We start from the raw sequence: 18,294 nt of genomic DNA on the forward strand, positions 1-18,294 counted from the left end.
CAATTTTGTATTAAGCTAACAGACTGCCTTCCTTCGCCTTGTACTAGGCTTTCCCTAGCTCTAACTACTACGAAGGCTCCGTTGTCATATTAGATATTCATGAGCCATACTTCTTGATTTCTATATCTTGAAGTTATCCTCAATAGCCCAATGGGCGTTCTAACTTAGACAATCCCCATTTAGTAAACAAAGAACTTGCACGTATAGTTTCGGATGCGACGTTCACACGTTTCTTCCATATAGAAGTGGGCAACAGATAACCCTACTCATATAGGATGACTACTACTACCCTTATGATATCTGTTGAGTCTCGTCTGTAAGCATCTTCCGAGTCCAGTTACGGTGGCCTCCCTTGTGCTATCGTTCAAGCAGTTTAGCCTTCGTCCTTATCTATACTTTATATCTTGCCGTTCAGTCTTGACTCGATGCTTAGTCAACTTACGGCTTTCTTGGCATGCTGTTGTCCCCCTTCAGTTTCCCTCCAAGGTTAGCCAAGTGATACTAGGTCTTTTAGGGTTGACCTAACAGTTTGCAATCACTGTGTTTCTTTGCTCCCTTATGGGCGCACATAATCCCCATAGCACGCTCCGACTTTAGTTCTAAAATTGTTTGGATCTTTGCACCCAGCTCTATTTTCATCAGCATGCTCCCTAGAAAACGCAATAGCTGTTTCTTCTGAATATCCACCTCTTGCTAATGCATAACTAATAAATCCAGGACCGTAATTATAACTCTGTAAGGCAAGTGCTATATCTCCATTTGCCTTTCCTAACACATCTTTAAATTCTTGTACGCCTGCTTCAATGGAAATATTCGGGTCTTTAATACACCCTATACGGGCACTTCCTTTTAGACCTACACAATATGAACTTAAGTTTCCATGACTCCCTTCTGCCGCTTGCATCGGGTCATTTCCCTCTCCTTGTGACTCCTGCATCATTTGAGCAGCCAAAATACCAACATATTGAGCAACACCATGTTTTTCTGCCATTTCTTTAATCTTAGGAAGATATCCTGTAACTTTTGCATTAAGGTTAACAGGCTCTCCGCCAGGACTCACATTACCTACACACATACCACCAATAAATCCACCAGTAGTAGGAGCAAGATGTCCATACATACCTTCTAACATCCCGGCTTCTAATATCTCACGCGCACGCTCTTTTTGACTTTTACTAAACTTTGCGAGTTCCATCGCTTTCTCTAGCCCATGAGAAGATGTTGTCACTTTTTTACTTCCACTCGCATTAATCTCATCTATTTTTTTCTTAAAATCTGTATCTCCTAATATCTTTTTTACATCTGGTCCGGAGTAATTTTCAGATTTTGTTTTTTGCATCTCCTTTTTCTTTTTTTCGCAAGGACCATTCGGTCCTGCCTCGCATACCTCTTTTTCCGTATATTCTTCATATTGGATATCCAAGAAATATGATATAGCATCGTGCGGATCTTTACCAGTCAAATCATTATCGTATCGCGCCATATCAAATGCGACAACCTCTTTCCAATCCACATTCAATGCCATTGAAACTTCCATATATTTTTTTACTTGTTCCTCTGTCTTACCTTCATCATCGGTAAAAGGTACAAAAGAGACTAAAATCACACACACAGCAATAATTACTCCCATAATTAAAGCGGCAGGTACTCCAACCGCTGCCACAACAGCACCCACAATTTTTAATATACCTGCTTTTAGCATTTTGGCAGCAGCTTTCGCTGCCGCCCTTCCTGCTTTTCCTGCCAATTTTGCCATCTTCCCGCGCGCTTGCATCCCTTTTTTCTTAATAAAGTGGGAAGCTACATCTTTTAAAGGATTACTTTTTTTCTGTTCATTTGGATCGTTAGGATTTTGACTCATAGACTTATCACACCATATTTTCCATTTTGAGAATTTCTTCCTCTTCGCTGTGCTAAGCGAGGGTTTGGCGCAAATGGAATCAGATTTTGTGGGTCATGTTCTGATAAATTTAAATGCGTCTCTGTACGAACAACTTCGTCCTGTTTATGTGTTACTAGGATTTCTTCTCTTGGCTTAATACTACTGTCCTTCACTTCACAGACTCTTTCAATCCTTTGGTTTGCTTGTAAGCGCGTATCTCCTTTTCCGAACGGCGAAATACGTGACACTGTACCGTCTGTTGTTGTCGCAACCATGTAACTACGATCTCTTTCTACAACCATTTGTACATTCTTATAGCCACCTTGGTCTAAATCAGACATATAGAAGTGACCATTGTCTACTTTGTGATTGACCGTAAGTGGTGGTTCATTAAATACCGGTTTCTGTTGTAACGGTCTTTGATTTTGGTTTCCTACTAATTGATTTGGATTTACATTGATTGAGCGATTGATATTGATTTTTCCACCACTTGAATCTTGTATATAAGCCGGAGATGCTTTCGCACCATTACGATACTGCGTTAATTGTCCATCTGAAATATTTAAGTCCTGATATACGACTTGTCCAGATCGTATACTGCTATCTCCACTACCATAACGAGATACAACTTGCGTCATACCACTAGCGTCTTTTGCTTCAATCCAAGATTTATTATTTGTCGTCACAAGACGTACGGCACCTTTTACAATCGATTGCGCGCCTGTATGATCTGTTGTTGTCGGTACCATCTGTTGAATTTCCTGAATCTCTTTTGCTTCTGTACGGACTGCACTGTTATACGGATTATGTTTACTTACCATACGTGCAGTTGCTTGATAAGCGCCCGCACCACCAATCACACCTGCAGCGTAACTTAAGCCTTTTGTCACATTATAGTGACGCTCTGCTGCATTCCCACCTAATGATGTATTAACAGCAGCAGTAGTCCCACTTATCACTCTTTGTACTGCATTCCCTCCGGATTGTTGTACAGCACTCGCGGCACTTAAGTATGCATTTGATACTGTATCAATGCGATCCGCAAGCATAAGGTGTTTCGCACCTTCCATTACACTCATGCCGAGTTTTGTACTTTGCTGTGTCATACGTCCCACTGCGGAAGTTGGGATAGACATTTTACCAGCACTTTGTGCAATGTTCGCTACACTTGTTGATGCATCTGCATAAGAGCGTTCAATTTCCGCAACGGAAAAACCTCCTGCACGTGCTATACTCGCTTGCGTTTGTGTCGCTGCATATACAGCTTTATTGATTGCGCCACCTGTCTCAACACCATGTGAACGAACACCTTGAATCGCACTAGTAATTCCAGAACCTACTTGTTGGCTTACCTTTCCAAGACTTGCATGGCTTTGTAAACCTTTTGTTAATTGCGAAGTAAAGGCATCTTTATTAATATAGGATTGATTATGTAGACTCTTACCACTCGTATCTTTTGCCTGTACGGGCATCGCTCCCGCTTGTACTGCCGCTTGTTGTGCAACTGCTTTAAATTCATTTCCTTTTTCATTTAGGTGCGACTGCCAAGCTTGCTCTTTTTGTGGTTGAGACATAGTTGGAGACAACTTTTTCATAAAGCTTGCCTGTTGTTCTGCTGCATAGCCCTGTTTAAAGGATTCTGTAGAGGCTTGTACTAGGTTCCCAACATTACTTACTTGTTTTGCTTGCTGACTTCCATTTCCACTTGTCAAACCGTGTGTTTTCACACCATTAACTGCCTTCTGAATACCTGCCGAACTGGATATACCCATAGCATTTAAACCAGGATCTTTTTGTAACTGTTGTGATAAATGAGAAGCGAAAGCTTCTTTATTCGCATAGTTTGTACCGTCTTTTTGCTGTACAATACCAGCTGATTCCGCCGCTTGTTGTGCATAATTTTTGAAGCCTTGTACTTTTTGATCTAAATGCTTATTCCATGCTGCTTCTTTTTCTTGTTGCGGCATATCTGCAGGGAATTGTTTCATAAATCCAGCCTTATGGTCTGCACTATACGCTTTCTTAAATGCAGCAGTAGAAGCACCGACAAGAGCACCGACTTGTCCCATATTTTGATGGCCACTTTCCAACGTTTCTCCTTTTACATCCTCGACTGCTTTTCCGACTTTTCCTAATGCAAGTCGGGAAGCAAACGCATCTTTATTCACATAGGACTTATCAAACAGATTATTTCCTTGTTTGTCCTTCGCATCAACTGGCATGGCTCCTGCTTTTGTTGCAGCTTGTTCTGCGTGGTTTCTAAATCCTTGTACTTTTGTGTTCAGATGGTCGTTCCAATGGTTCTCTTTCTCTTCTGCTGACATATTTTCTGGTAACTGACTCATAAACGTATCTTTATGGTCTGCCTCATACCCCTTTTGGAATGCATTCGTTGCAGCCTTTACTAAATCTCTAGCATTTCCATATGGTGTAGCGGCTTTCTTCATATTTTGTAAATCCTGTTTCCGCTGATTTGAGAAACGAGACATTTGATCACTATTTGTTTTCGCTACTTTTTTAGCAATCTCCGCATCGGACGCACCAGGGAATGCTTGTTTCAAGCGACTTGCCACTGCAGAATCCGGATTATCTGCTTTCCAATTTTCAAAGTCTTTTGTAGCTAAATCCTGTGCGATATCTTCATCGGTTAGTTCCGGATAAGATTTGCCATTTAGATTTGAATACGTGTCCGCACCCTTCTTTACACTGGAACCAATATGTTTTCCTAAGGCTACAGCCCCTTCGCCAACTGCAGCAGCAGATCTTCCAGTAACTGCACCAGTAAATCCGCCCGCTTTACTGCCAGCGAATGTCCCTATTGCCATTCCTTCTGGTCCAAGACCAGCTCCTGCTGTCATACCTGCAAGTCCACCAGCCGCTTTACCAATTGAACTTCCAATTTGACCAGCTTTTAACATACGAGCTGCACGAGATGTTGTACCAACATCTGTCCCTAAATTCGCTCCTAATGCATCTTTCGGGTTATCAGCATCTTCTTTTGTCTTTTCTTTATCCCCTTTATCATCAGGTTTTGCTTTTGAATTACGATAGTCATCACGAACACCTTTAACCAGTCCAGCCACACTTGCTAAAGCACCCATACCCATCATCGTACCTGCTCTATGAATACCACCTGATGCATTGGTACTAAGGCCAATAAAACTTTTCACAATCTCACCTATTGGGATAAACATAGCAAGTAAAATTAATTTGATTAACGGACTATTTGCTGCTCCAATTAAAGAAATAATGAGCCATAAGGTAATCGCATGAATTGCTTGTATGAACACCGCTCCTATAAATTCACGTATCCAATATAATGTCTGTTGTTTCTTTTGTGGAAATAGCCACATACCTACCATTAACGGACCAATTAACATTAAAACGTATAGTGACACCGCTCGCATTAAGTAGTAAAAGTTTGCCCAGACGATGAGACCAGCTTCTATAAACAAACCAAATATAATAAACATATAGTCATTTTCATGACCTTTCAAACCCAGCTCAGTAATGGTAAGTCCAGCCCCACCAAATCCAGGTTGTAGAAATTTAGTACCCTTATCTGGATCAAAATTCCCCCCACTTGCTACATTAACAGCGTCTCTAAACTCTATTATTATCCAAGAATTGATTTCAAATATGAGTGTATAGAAGTAATCGAGGTGCCAAAGAAAAATTGAAATGATCATCAAATCCTTCGCATACTCTATTAATGCTGTTCTATTATTAGGATTAATAGCTGTTGCCGAATATTTTGCCGCCGTAATAACTACACTGACAAGGACACAAAAAGCAACAAGCTTGAACATGACAGGCATGCCTGTGTCTAATACTTTGGTTAAAGAATTACCTGAAAATAAGAAATCTAAGTTTGTCCCCTTTCCTTCTGTTCCCTCTCCTCCAAACACTAAAACTGGCAGCGGATCCAAAGTTGCATACACCGGACTAAGAAAAGCCTTTACTATAGCAATAATTAAGCCTCCGACCCACTCTACTATTTTCTCAAGCATAATTTCACCTTCCTTTTTAAGAGTACGCTATTATCCTGCGTACCCTTGTACTTTCTTCATATTGTTTAAAAGCTCTTGTAGTACCGCTTCATTCGATTCAATGAACATCATTTCTTTGTCAGATGGATCAGTTTGAATCCAAACCGAACTATCTCCTACTCGGAAAATCCCTTCTCCTTTTCCAGGGTTGTTGAGAATAATATCAAGCTCCCCAGCAGTTAAGTTAAAGTTCTCCTGGATCTTTTTCTTATCTATCTTATTTTGTTCTAAGAAGAAATAGGAGAAAGTAGATTGCAAGATACCACGAGCTTTTACATTTTCTAAAATACGAACGAAGTCCTGACTCGCCCAACACATACCAGCATTTCTTTTACGTGAACGACGTGCTACTTTTTCCAAGAAGTTAACCGTTTGTTCATAGTCGATAAACTGCCACATCTCATCCACATATAATACTTTTCGCTTGATAGCGTGTTCTGGACTCTTAATCCAATGCTCCCAAATATAGTTCAAGATAACGTGGAAAGCGATTGGTTTTAAGAATCCTTCTTCTAAATGACTAATATTAAAATTAACAACACGAGATTCATTTAACTGTGTTTCTACACCACGGCCAAAATGACTTTGTCCATCAAATAATGGTTTTGAACCATCGCGTAAGAATGGACGAATCGCAGCAATTAACTCTTCTGCTTTCACATCGTCTCCATGATGTTCTACTATGACATCGTAGATTTCTTTTAACTCTGGTTCTGGCTTTCTCACTTGAGACTGAATTAATTGTCCATCCACCTTCTTCACTTCATCCATATATAAAGATGAAGGGTGTGAGGTAATACCATGTTTATCAAACACTTCACGAATTGCATCTTCTAGCATTGTACGCTGGAATACATTTAATCCTGGTTGATCAAAGTCTTGTCCGCGAATAATAATGTCAAAGAATCCAAGTATTTCATTGATTTTCTCTAAAATCGGTACAAACCTTACATACTTCACGCCATCACGCTCTACAAGTTCTTTCTTATCATATTGTTCAAGTGCTTCTAGCTCTTCATCTTTATCCGTAATCTGAAGTTCTGTTACAGCAATTGCACAAGGGTTGATAATGATATTACTTTCAGGTGAAATATTTAAATTAATGCCACCTAGACGTTTTGTAATTTTTACGAATTCTCCTTCTGGATCGATAATCATTGCATGTGTATCTGCAAGTGACGTTTCACGGGCTAACTTCATTTTTAAAAGTAAACTTTTTCCGGAACCTGAGATCCCTGTTACACCAATGTTATAGTTTGGAGGACGATAATCTGCATTCCCGAATGAATTTAAAAATTCTACTTGCCCAGTAATTTTGTTCTTTCCTATTGGTATCCCACCATTAAACCTTCCAGAACCTGACACAAAAGGTGCAAATGTACATAACGCACGTCTATCGATATTTCGATAGGTATCTTGTAACGTATTTAGTGCTCCTAGCGGCATAACAGCTTTCAAACCACTCTTCACACGATTCCAAGTACTTGCTATCTTAAAGTGAGATGCTTGCATTTCATCTTCAATATACTCACATAAAACGTCCAATTCTTTCTTTGATTCTGCGTAAGCAACACCCATTGTACTCACCATATAGGAGTCGTTTTCATTGAACTGGATTTCATCCATTAAATTGTTTGTATCTTGAATTTTTGCATCTAAGTCTTTTTCTTGGTCAATGTTTCCTCGTGTACGTTGGAAAGAAAGATTGGAACGTAACATCGTCAGCTGCATATCTAATGATCGCATTGCTTTAGCTTTTGGTTCTTTATGAATATCGATCATGACATCCACTTCCCCAGCCGAAGTTAACATGTTGAGCCAATTGGTTTGCATCATACGCGGGTACCCATCACGTGGAATATAAAACGGACGAAAGAACGTATTACTTCCTAAAGATTGTTTAATGACCCCATAATCTTCTGCATCAATTTTCATTCCTTCTGGAGCAATAACATCAAACACTGTTGTTTGATTGTCTAATTGCGTCGGTATTTCCTCTTCTTCCAACTCTTCCTCCTCTAGCTCCAATTCGTCCCTCTCTTCTGCTTCTATTTTTTTCTTTTCCTTTTTCTTTTTTCCGAACAACTTCATGTTTACGCCACCCCGTTATTTGATTTTTCTGCCTTTTCTTCCGCTAGCACTTTCTTCATTAACTCTAGTTTTCTTTCATTCGTTTCCCCTGTTGAATAGAGGGAGAAATTCTCGTTTTCAATTAAATCCTGGAAACGAGCTTTTATAGCTTTACGACGGTTAAATGCTACATATAAAAGTTCTATTAATTTATCTTTCGTTAACATTTCTACATTAATTTTTGCTTTCGATAGTAGATTTCGAGATGCATTATAACGACGATATAGTTCGTTAAATGCCTTATCTACAATCTTTTCTTCTAACTCGTCCTCTGTATCAGCCGTAATCGTACTAATATCAACCTTGTATGGATAAATTAAATAACGTTTTTGTTCATATCGAGGTTGCGAACGTTGCCAGTACTCTAAATTATCAATAACTTCTTGACCATATAGAACCGTCTCTGGTGTAAGGTCCTTCGCACCTTTCATCGTTTCTGTCATTTTTCGTACAGGATCTGTTAAATCTACAAACTTACTTTGAATATATACTTTCGTATTAAACTCTAATGTGGTTAACCATGATTCAATTTTGATATCAATCGCTTCTTGTTCCATATTGGAAAGTAAATAATAGTTAACTGGATGTGCTTCCGCAATCAGGACAAATGTGTCATCATGATACCGAATCATATGATTATCAATTTCCTTAATGTCTTCTACAAAAATACGAAAGAAGTCAACATTATCCTCATCAATTTCCGATTCAGCAGACATATTTTTTTTATTTTTCTTTCCAGCTTTTTCAGTAGTGTGTTTCTCTACTCCACCTTGCTTTTTCCCTTTTTTCTTAGAACCAAACAGCGGTTTTCCATTCATTTTCCGATAAAAGAAAAATCCTACAATGGCTATCGCCGCAAAATATATCATTTCTAACATTTACAGATTCTCCTTTGCCCATGTAGTTGGCTCGTACCCTTTTCTCCACTTACCTTTTTCGGAGCGGCTACGCATTTTAATAATTAAATACTTATCTAGATACATGTGTTGTTTTTCTTTATATATAAACGCAAACGCTATTACACTTACTACCGTTGGTAATGCTAAAATTAAGCAAATAAAAAATGCTACTACTGCATCAATAGGTGCAAATAGTCGCCATAAAAATGGTACATATAAATAAAGGGATGCTCCGCCACCCAATAGATAAATCAATTGGCGCTTGCTCAGCACACCTAGTAGTGTTTTTTGTTCCGAAGTCATATCAACAGGAACGGTTACTTTTCTCATTCTTTTTCCTCCCTTGTATAAGAGAAGCTCTCCCCAAATCGAGGAGAGCTTGTACAAACTCTTATGTTAGATTGTCGTAACCCAAGCAGCGATATCGTACGCTTTGATCATTACAAAGCCTCCAATTGCTGCGCAAGCTAAACCAATCATAGCTTGTGTACGGTTTTCAGGATTCTTCCCTTGTGCACCAGATAGTTTAATAGCTGCAAATACAACGCAAGCTGCCACCCAAATTCCCCCAAAACCAATTAAGGTTTTCACCAAAGTGTTCATGCTTTTTTGAACGGTTTCAGCATTGGCACCACTACCACTACCACCAAGACCCTTCGTAAAGCTACTTTTTGCCAATAGGAAATCTCCTACTGATGTTGTCATAAGTTTTGCAGACAACCAATTCAACATAATTCCTGCACCTCCAGGTGTGTTTTTGCTCGCAAAACGCAAAAAGACCTCAATACACGCACACGTCCCCTAAGGACATGGCGCATATTGAGGTCTTCTCTTATATGCGAACTGATTAATTTTATATTTTTATTGTAAAATCTTATTACCTTTATATTATAGCAATACGATTTTAAAAAAACAAGTCCTTGTTTACACCTTTATTTCTACCCTCTTTGTTAGGATCGTACCATACTATAAGAATTTTAAAAATATTACCGTCCTTAAGACCTAGAGCATTCATTTCTTCTTTCAGTGAGCAACATAATTCTATTTTATCCATTTTGGAATTTTATCTCTAAGGGTATGCGCTTCTTTTTTCTTATTCATTTTAATCTCTCCAACAACTTATTATGCTCCTTAATAAGAGTATACTACCTATTAAGGAGTGTCTAAGCCTTGTGTTTATCAAACTATTCATTAGAAACAAAAAACAGGTAATTGTGCGTTTTTCACAAGTACCTGTTTTTCACTACTTCTATCTACTCTTTGTTTCTTAAAATTTCATTAACCTTTTCGACACTTAATTCAGTGGCTTCCGCTATCTTCTCTATAGGTACACCTACTTTAATTAAATTATGAATCATTTCTATTCTAGCTTCTTTTGCAGCTTTTTCTTCTGCCGTCTCTATTTCTGATATTCTATCTTTTATTGCCTTCTCTCTCGCCTCATATAAGCGTAAAAAGTCCTTATCACTACTTAAACGCTCCCAATCCTCTATTGCCTTTTTCAAAACTGGATCTTTTTCCATCGCGATTCCCTCCAGGATTGTAGTTAAATTCTCATCTTCATATGCAGGAAATAATAATAGCCAACGTGCTAATATATCCTCCCATGGATCCATTCGATCTTCTTGCCATTCTCGAATAACCTTTGGAATCTCAAGAAAGTGCAATTGCATATTCTCTGAAATTATGTGCACCGATTTTTTGTTCATGACTACACCGACATTATGAAAGTCCTCTTCTCCTGGAAACAGAATGAAATCCACTATATTAATACAAATAGTTGGTCTTAATTCTGTATACTTCATCCCCTGAGTCATTTGAGAATAATACATGCCAGCCCAGTAGAACAAAGATCGCTCGATCATGTCTTTTTTGTCGCGAACCTGTATCTCTATATTTAATTTTATACCACTATTAAGGGTAGCTCGCAAATCTAAAATAGACAATTTATCATCCTTTTGTTCCCTTGGAAGATGTGGATCATCTAAATGCAAAGAAATAATTTCCTCATCTAAAGAGGATTGTAATACCGCATTAAGAAAACCAATGAGTATATCCTCGTTTCCTTCTACTCCAAACAAGCGCTTGAAAGCAAAATCAACTCGTAAATTTACTAGACTTTTTTTCATAGATGTATTCATATTCTCTTCTACCTTTCTTTTAGTGAATTTTTATCCTTTGTGGTAATTGGATATAAGAAAAAGATAGAATTAAAAATTCTATCTTTTTCAATCTACCTATTTATGAAAATACCAACCTACTTTTTTGTTTAATTACAACAAACCCTTGTACTAATATGCTTTTAAAACATTATATTTAAGGCCCTTAAGAGAAAATAATTACAAGAAAGTTTTACACTAATGTATTTCCTTTAGGAATGCATACTATCTTAATTATTACAAGAAAGTTATGGACTATCCTACTAAAATAAATTATTAAAAATTTATACACTCCCACTTAATACTTGAGCATAAATAAAGAGTGTATTCTGAAAAAGATCAAAACACACTCTTTATATTTTTTTTGTAAAACAAAAGTTCAGAACAAAATGGGTTAACTTTCTATCTATATCCCTTTGTTTGTTTATAAATTCGATATTAATTTTCTTCTTTTCTTATTTATTCATCATGCTCACTATATCTCAATAAAAAAGCCGAAATCATAGATAGATTTCAGTTTATCCTTTTTATAAAAGAGTTATATTTATTTTAAACTCACGAATGAATTTTTTTGTTTTAAAAACGATGATTTATAATCCTTAGCCCACACTATCTTTTAGTTTGTTTGATTATGAGCATTGATCAATTTTTCAACGTATTCTTTTATATCCCCTTCGCCTTCCCTTACAGCCACCTTTATACTTGCAGCCTCTTTTATTTTAGATAAAGTAACTACTTTATCTTTGAATTTTGTATTTAATAAATATCGAACTCTTCTTTTTTGAAAATCTTGTAAAGATTCTTCAACTGTGACAATGTAACTTTGTAATAAAGAATGATTTTTCTTTTTTTGACATTTCTGGTATACACCTAATATTTTCGTAACAGCTGCATACGTTTTTCTAATTAACTTGCCTCTATTTTTTTCATATCCATCCCAGTTATTAACTATTTTTTTTGCTTCTTCGATTAATATCAAATCTTCTCTATTGTAGCTTTCTACACTCTTTTTTTTTGAATACTTCCCCAAAACCTTAGGTGGTGAATGTTCCTCTAACCACGCTCTCTCATAATTGCTTAGCCACGCATATGCTGCTCTATTTAAATCACTTAATTTCGCTCTCGTATACGCTGGATATTTATTTCGTAATTGTATCCAATTATGCTTGTACTGAGCTGTTTTCTTTTCTCGAGCGACCTTCAAACTGTCTTCTCTCAATTTTTTAATTGAGACATTTTTACGATCCTTTAATATTTTTCGTATAGTCCGTGGTGTAAAACCCGTTTTCATAGCTATTTCTTTTTGTGTTAATCCACTAGATAGAAGTTTGCTAAACTCTACTTCCCATACGTGACCTTTTTGAATAATCCTATTATTAAAGAATGCAACTTCTAGGGGGTTTTGTTCCCATCCCCTAAGTCTATATATATAACCACAATCACACTCAAAATCCCCTTGAATTTCTCGATTCAATCCGTGAACACTGATTTTCACCTTATCTACACATTTTTGTAAATAATGATTCGATAGGGAATTCATGCATAACCATGGACCTTTTCCAAAGGGTTCATACAAATATTCATTTTCAAAAAAATTTTTTACTGAGCCACACAAACATCGCATAACCAAAATATGCCTAATGGGATGACAAAATTGTATACTACCCTTCCCCAGAATATAATTTCCCCATGATGATCTTTCATCTATGTCAAATGAAGATTCTAACATCCTTAATAGGGTTTGCGAATAATGATCTTGAAGTAACTCCCTTAAGCGCTGATGTCTTTTTAAAGCGGGGTATCCAATCCCTTTAACCTTCAAAAGTGTCTCATATTTCTCAACGTAATAATCTTTTGAAAAAGACGAAAAATTTTTATCCAGCAAATATTTTACATCTTCTGCAATTCCTATTAATTCATCCACAAGTTCACTTTCCATGAATACTTCAATGCTGTTACTATCCTTTAGATTTGGATAGATAAAATTATGAGACCGAAAAGTCGTAATATTAACCGGATGTTTCTTTAGAGGTAATTGATGTTTAATGCATACAAAAACTCCTGGAACCTGATGTACTCTATTCCAATAACCTTCACCATAAAGTTGATATTGTTCCTTTACGCATACAGAGCAATAATATAAATGCTCTTTTGACTTTATATTCCCTTTTTTCAAACTAAATAAACTCTGATAAACTTTTGAAGAGATTCCTATGCTTAATTGTTCGTACCATTCTTTTGTTTTAAATGGTCTTATAAGTGGAATCAGTGAATGCCTTTCTATAAAATACTTTTCAGTAAACACATCTGAAAACACCTGTAAATTATCAACTAAATATTTTAATTCACCAATGGATTCAATCCCGAGGAAACAGCCACTTTTATTAAACAACTTCTTCATAGTATGCTTTTTTGATAAATCTGGACTTCGAATATGATATCTAGAGACTATACTATAAAACAATTCATCCTCATACGGTACAGGAAAATAATCAAGCATTTTACATCACCTTGATTCTTTATAATTAAATTCTTTTAAAGGGTCCTTAATATATCCTTCACCATTGAGAGCCTCATACGTAGACTTTCTATTCTTTTTACCTTCATCAATGATACACTTTAATTTATTTCTATCCTCTACTACAACTTGTTTCTTTTTGTTCTCTTTATCCTTAATATATTGTAAAGCTTCTTTCATCAACTCACTAATTTTAGAGTTAGGTGATTTATTTAATACATATTTCATTGCTCTTTCTGCATCCTTCTCGTTTATATCTAAGTTTATAAGGGAAATAATCAATTTCTCTACCTTTGTTGGTTCTATTTTCTGGCGCTCTTGTGCGATTTTTTCTTTTTTATCTTGGAGTTTAGCTCTCATATCAATTACTGGAAGTTTATTAAATATATAATCTTGTATATCTAACGATACAATATCTTCATATTTTGCAATCTCTGTTTCACAACCAGATTTAAGAGCTTGAAGCATAGGTTGAACAAGTCTTAAATCTTCTTTACCAACTTTTCTGATTAGTTCTGATGAAATTTTTTCAATGCCCGTTTCAATCGCTCGCCCCTGTGCTAGTAAAAACAACTTTATAGCTATATCAGTAATACCCTCGCTTTCCTCGTAAATAACATCTAATAAACCTTGATTTAGTTCCACATGTTGCTTTGTCCACTGATAATCCCACATACTTGTAATTAAAACTTCCCAATCTTCTTTATTACTCATTTGTTGCCAGACCATGTCTCCTTGTCCACTACCACGACGTGCTTGTCTAAAATCTTTTTGTAAAAGGCTCCTAGCTCTCATGGTTCCAATTATCATTACCGGAATTCCAATTTCATTAATAAGAGTAACAAAAAAATTCATCATTTTCTCTGAGGCATCCCCTGTCGCTGCCAACAGATGTTGAATTTCATCTATGATCAATGCACCAACACAATGTAATCTAGAAATTTGCCCCATCCTAGTTACCATTGAACTTATAGAATTAGAGGATTTCCCATAACTTTCGAGATAGTTTGTACCAATTAATTGATCTATCTTGTCAAAGAAGTTTTGACATAATGACTTTAACGACCCATCATGTGGGCAATTTAATTTTAACCAAACAATTTGAAGCGTATTGAGGGGATATCTATGAATAATAAGTTGAGGATATAATGAAAGTATTCGTTCTATAGCTGTTGATTTTCCAATTCCAGAGAAACCCATTAATGTGAAACTAGATGCAGTAGCCCGTATATCCGCCGGCAGACTTAAATTATTTCTTTCTACTAATTGATGATGTAATTCATTTAGTACTTGAACATGTTGCTTTTGAAGAGGATTCCGATTCACATATCCATAGCGTAAAAATCTTGAAAAACGTCTTTCCAAGTCTAATGTTTGAGAGATTGGTTGAAAAAAACGAGTTAAACGTAATAAAGCATGAAATCGATGATGATCTGATAAATTTCTTTCTTTTTCATGATAATTGGGTAAAAAGCTAAGTTGATCAAAAGCTTCTTCATATGACAATATGCCAGGTAAAGCTTCTATCAACGGATTCCCCTGATAATCAACTAATTGCTGTTGTTGATAATGAGCTAGAACAGCGTATGTCCCATTATCTAACTGTATTTCTCTTAGATTGTCACTCATGCTTATGCCCCCTCCTTTTATTGAATAATTCTTTAACTGAGCGACGCTTGAATTCATCTTCTTGTTGTTTGTCCAAATGAATAACCTCTGGTAGAGCCTCTTCTTCATTGTTATCAAGTTTAAATACTTCCTTAGTTCTTCGCATTTTTCTCTCCAATTGGGTATGATGCTTAATGTCTTTAATTTTCTTTTTCTTTGTTACATGCTTTGTTTGTTTTTTGCTTGCTTCCTTAACAGCTTCTTTAACAATAGATTGAATATTATCAAAAAAGTTAATTTCATTTTGTAGTAATATATGTTCTTCTTCTTTGTAACCTTTACTTTCTAAGCTATTTAACTGTCTAACCTCCTCTAAGGCTTTATCTTGATACCGCTCTTGATGTTTTAATAAATAGCAGTTTTCAAATATCTTTTCATCCTTTGTATGAATATAAATATTATTCATATTTCGAGGATCATAAGAAACATCCACTTTCCAACTTTTCTTTGTTCTTGCTGTAGCAAACCATGATTGTTGTATTGCCGTGTCACAGCTATACAACATTTTTTCAAATCTGATTCCTTTTGCAGTGACTGTAGCAACACCTCTCGGCATTAAATAAAATTTCATGATATCAGGATGAATGACTCGTAATTTCCCAGAGCGATTTTTTATTCCCCATTTCCACAATTCAATTGGTGTTGGTTTTACATTATCAACTATCATATCTTTGTCCCGTATATAATTCTTCATATAAAAATTTTTATTGTAATGCAGAATAAAATTGATAATAATTTTTGTATATTGTTCTATATCGAGTTTCGCCTCTAAACGTGGATCTTTTGCCCCCCTTTCACCCCAATCTTTTGAAACATATCCAGGTAAAAAGGGGCGTATTGTTTCTTGAGATGTATCAAATAATTTTTCTACAATACCTTTCCAGTCTGGACGAAAAGATGGATTATTTTCCACTGTAATATTAAGCCCTTGTATCAAATGATTTACATTATATCCTTCTAATTCTCCGCGGTCTCCTAAAATAATCTCTGGTAGATGTGCTGCTGGCCAACAATTATCTGTAATATTAATACCATAATCCGCACAAAAGTCCTTTTTATAAACTGTAGAATTCAAAAGTGCCATCATCATTCCAGTCCATGAGGGACCTTCAATCCCAATATAAAAACCAGTAATTAAATGGGTAAAGACATCCGTTACATAGTATATAGTTGGTCTCTTCAATACCCAATCAGAATTATAACGAGAAACTATATATACGTTAGCGATTGTCGCATCAATTTGATATCTGGACCCTGGTCCAAAAACTTCAAAAGAAGACGAACCTAAAACGGCTCTATGATCTCTTTCAAATTTCTTCCTCCCATGCTTAGCTGACGTAATTTCTTCAACTCCATATTCTTTATGAAACCAATAATAGAATTGTCGAAAAGTAGGAACGGTATCTGCGTCTTCAATCACAATATACTTTCTTCCATCTTGATAACGAATGCTTGCTTGAAAAGCATCCCTAATCATCATTTTGTATGTAAATGTCAGTGTATTTTCTGGATTTGTAAAATAATAATTTTGTATAGATTTCTTGAATATTTCTTTTAATTCCGATGTAATATTGATTCCTGTGCTATTTGTCATTCTCGGTCTACCCGTCTTTTTTCCGCTCCAATTCTTCGACTTCCCCTTATTACCGCAATTTTTAAAATCAGGAAGTAAGCTATCTCTGACCTTTCCTCTTTGCCAATACCGCTTTAAATATTTGTAAATCGTTTGCTTTGAGCAACCAAAATTCCCTCTCGTTTGTCTAATTAACGTACCTCTTTTATCTCTTTTATAAATGTTAGGTTCTTGAATTGTTAAATCTTGTATAATATTCCATGCCTTATCTCTCATAAGGATATCTTTTTCTGTCAATTCTTGATGAATTACAACTGGAAATACCTCATCATTGCTTACTTTCATATATTGTCCATTCGAAAAGCCTTCTTGAAGACTTTTCAGTGTATCCACAAAAGGCATAGCTTTTTCATCATATACATCGATTAAATACGTAATAACATTACTTTCATCTATCCAGAGTAGTCTGTATATCTTTGAATCATCAATTGATTTAAAGATTTCATTAACTGATAGCGTAATCAAAATTCTCATCGCCTCTTTCACTAAAAGCTAGTTCGCTTATACTTAAACCTCGCATATTTAATTTTTGCTTATTGATATCTACAAAAATTAACTTTCTAGCCACTAAATATTTAAAATAATTAATTGACGAACCTTGTTCCAAATTATACTGTTCTTCAAACTCATTGCAGATTTCTATAAGGCTCTTATCCACATTTTGAAACGTGATTAAGTAACTAAAAAAGAATTTCGCAAAAGTTTCATCTTCAATTCCCTCGAGATAATAGTGCTTATGAATCCACGAAATATTCCGACATATCATGTCAGGAATATCCTTTTCTGTTACAACTCCCCAATCGATTCCTTTCCTTTCCCAATATTCTCTTTCTATCTCAAACTTTTCAATTACTCTTTCATTTTCTAATTCACTACTAGGTTTTATAGTCCTAGCAATATATTTAATTTCTTTTCCGTCTCGAACCGTCAGGAAAAAATCTGTTGTCAGAACTATTAACGTTTCAGTTCCTTTACAAATAGGATGATGTATCCCTTTCTCTTCAGTAATTTTATATGTCAATTCTCGATTTAATGGAAATTGTTCACGAATATCAATAACTTCTTCTATCCATTCTAATATAAAAAAATAATCCCTCTCTAAATCTGACAAAAACTCATGTCTCCTATTAGTTTTCCATCCCATTAAACGAGAGCTATTCCCCGTTGAAGATACATTTTGTATCGTTAACCAGGGTTTATAGTTATTTAATTCACCTTGTCCTCTGCCTTCTTTTATATACTTCTCTATTTTCTTGTCCGTCCAATCATTTTTACGCTTTGGCATTTATATATCCCCCCTTAAAAAAATTTTATCATTTACATTATCGGATGTTTTTATGCGTACAATACATATTC

At 35.8% G+C, this 18,294-nt stretch carries 9 protein-coding genes and 3 pseudogenes; all 12 read right to left on the reverse strand.

The annotated features are described in order from the left end of the window. Nucleotides 1-568: 568 nt before the first annotated feature. A pseudogene (locus ACUN13_RS26225) lies at nucleotides 569-1,861 on the reverse strand (lysozyme family protein); the annotation flags it as partial. Beyond that, nucleotides 1,858-5,892, reverse strand: coding sequence for a hypothetical protein (locus ACUN13_RS26230; RefSeq protein WP_409532544.1), 4,035 nt, complete (start codon nucleotides 5,890-5,892; stop codon nucleotides 1,858-1,860). The gene ACUN13_RS26230 and the pseudogene ACUN13_RS26225, both read right to left, overlap by 4 nt. A 30-nt stretch (nucleotides 5,893-5,922) precedes the next feature. After that, a complete protein-coding gene (locus tag ACUN13_RS26235) occupies nucleotides 5,923-8,022 on the reverse strand; it encodes a VirB4 family type IV secretion system protein (protein ID WP_088344572.1) in 2,100 nt (699 codons plus the stop codon). A 2-nt stretch (nucleotides 8,023-8,024) separates the two neighbouring features. Further along, nucleotides 8,025-8,939: a hypothetical protein gene (locus ACUN13_RS26240; protein WP_000892006.1), complete on the reverse strand. Its 915-nt coding sequence runs from the start codon at nucleotides 8,937-8,939 to the stop codon at nucleotides 8,025-8,027. Continuing rightward, nucleotides 8,940-9,290, reverse strand: coding sequence for a PrgI family protein (locus tag ACUN13_RS26245; protein WP_001233534.1), 351 nt, complete (start codon nucleotides 9,288-9,290; stop codon nucleotides 8,940-8,942). It lies immediately after the preceding gene. Nucleotides 9,291-9,356: 66 nt separating this feature from the next. Beyond that, nucleotides 9,357-9,778 (reverse strand): annotated as a pseudogene (locus tag ACUN13_RS26250) (hypothetical protein). 86 nt (nucleotides 9,779-9,864) lie between these two features. After that, a pseudogene (locus tag ACUN13_RS26255) lies at nucleotides 9,865-10,061 on the reverse strand (hypothetical protein). A 152-nt stretch (nucleotides 10,062-10,213) separates the two neighbouring features. Continuing rightward, nucleotides 10,214-11,101: an Rpn family recombination-promoting nuclease/putative transposase gene (locus ACUN13_RS26260; RefSeq protein ID WP_001098040.1), complete on the reverse strand. Its 888-nt coding sequence runs from the start codon at nucleotides 11,099-11,101 to the stop codon at nucleotides 10,214-10,216. Nucleotides 11,102-11,735: 634 nt separating this feature from the next. Beyond that, complete coding sequence (locus ACUN13_RS26265) at nucleotides 11,736-13,619, reverse strand: TnsD family Tn7-like transposition protein (RefSeq protein WP_409532543.1); 1,884 nt, start codon at nucleotides 13,617-13,619, stop codon at nucleotides 11,736-11,738. A 6-nt stretch (nucleotides 13,620-13,625) separates the two neighbouring features. Continuing rightward, nucleotides 13,626-15,266, reverse strand: a complete 1,641-nt coding sequence (locus ACUN13_RS26270) for an AAA family ATPase (RefSeq protein ID WP_445424021.1) — start codon at nucleotides 15,264-15,266, stop codon at nucleotides 13,626-13,628. Further along, a complete protein-coding gene (locus ACUN13_RS26275; protein WP_409532541.1) occupies nucleotides 15,259-17,403 on the reverse strand; it encodes a Mu transposase C-terminal domain-containing protein in 2,145 nt (714 codons plus the stop codon). Before ACUN13_RS26275 ends, ACUN13_RS26270 begins: the two co-directional genes overlap by 8 nt. Then, entirely contained in the window at nucleotides 17,384-18,223 is an 840-nt protein-coding gene (locus tag ACUN13_RS26280; RefSeq protein WP_409536216.1) for a TnsA endonuclease N-terminal domain-containing protein, read from the reverse strand. Before ACUN13_RS26280 ends, ACUN13_RS26275 begins: the two co-directional genes overlap by 20 nt. Nucleotides 18,224-18,294 lie beyond the last annotated feature (71 nt).

Source organism: Bacillus cereus group sp. Bce041, assembly GCF_052646455.1.

What these genes read in the sequence shown, in the direction of transcription:
- ACUN13_RS26230 (WP_409532544.1), bottom strand. Translation starts at nt 5,892, where the DNA reads ATGCTTGAGAAAATAGTAGAGTGGGTCGGAGGCTTAATTATTGCTATA.
- ACUN13_RS26245 (WP_001233534.1), bottom strand. Translation starts at nt 9,290, where the DNA reads ATGAGAAAAGTAACCGTTCCTGTTGATATGACTTCGGAACAAAAAACA.
- ACUN13_RS26280 (WP_409536216.1), bottom strand. Translation starts at nt 18,223, where the DNA reads ATGCCAAAGCGTAAAAATGATTGGACGGACAAGAAAATAGAGAAGTAT.
- ACUN13_RS26270 (WP_445424021.1), bottom strand. Translation starts at nt 15,266, where the DNA reads ATGAGTGACAATCTAAGAGAAATACAGTTAGATAATGGGACATACGCT.
- ACUN13_RS26240 (WP_000892006.1), bottom strand. Translation starts at nt 8,939, where the DNA reads ATGTTAGAAATGATATATTTTGCGGCGATAGCCATTGTAGGATTTTTC.
- ACUN13_RS26265 (WP_409532543.1), bottom strand. Translation starts at nt 13,619, where the DNA reads ATGCTTGATTATTTTCCTGTACCGTATGAGGATGAATTGTTTTATAGT.
- ACUN13_RS26260 (WP_001098040.1), bottom strand. Translation starts at nt 11,101, where the DNA reads ATGAATACATCTATGAAAAAAAGTCTAGTAAATTTACGAGTTGATTTT.
- ACUN13_RS26235 (WP_088344572.1), bottom strand. Translation starts at nt 8,022, where the DNA reads ATGAAGTTGTTCGGAAAAAAGAAAAAGGAAAAGAAAAAAATAGAAGCA.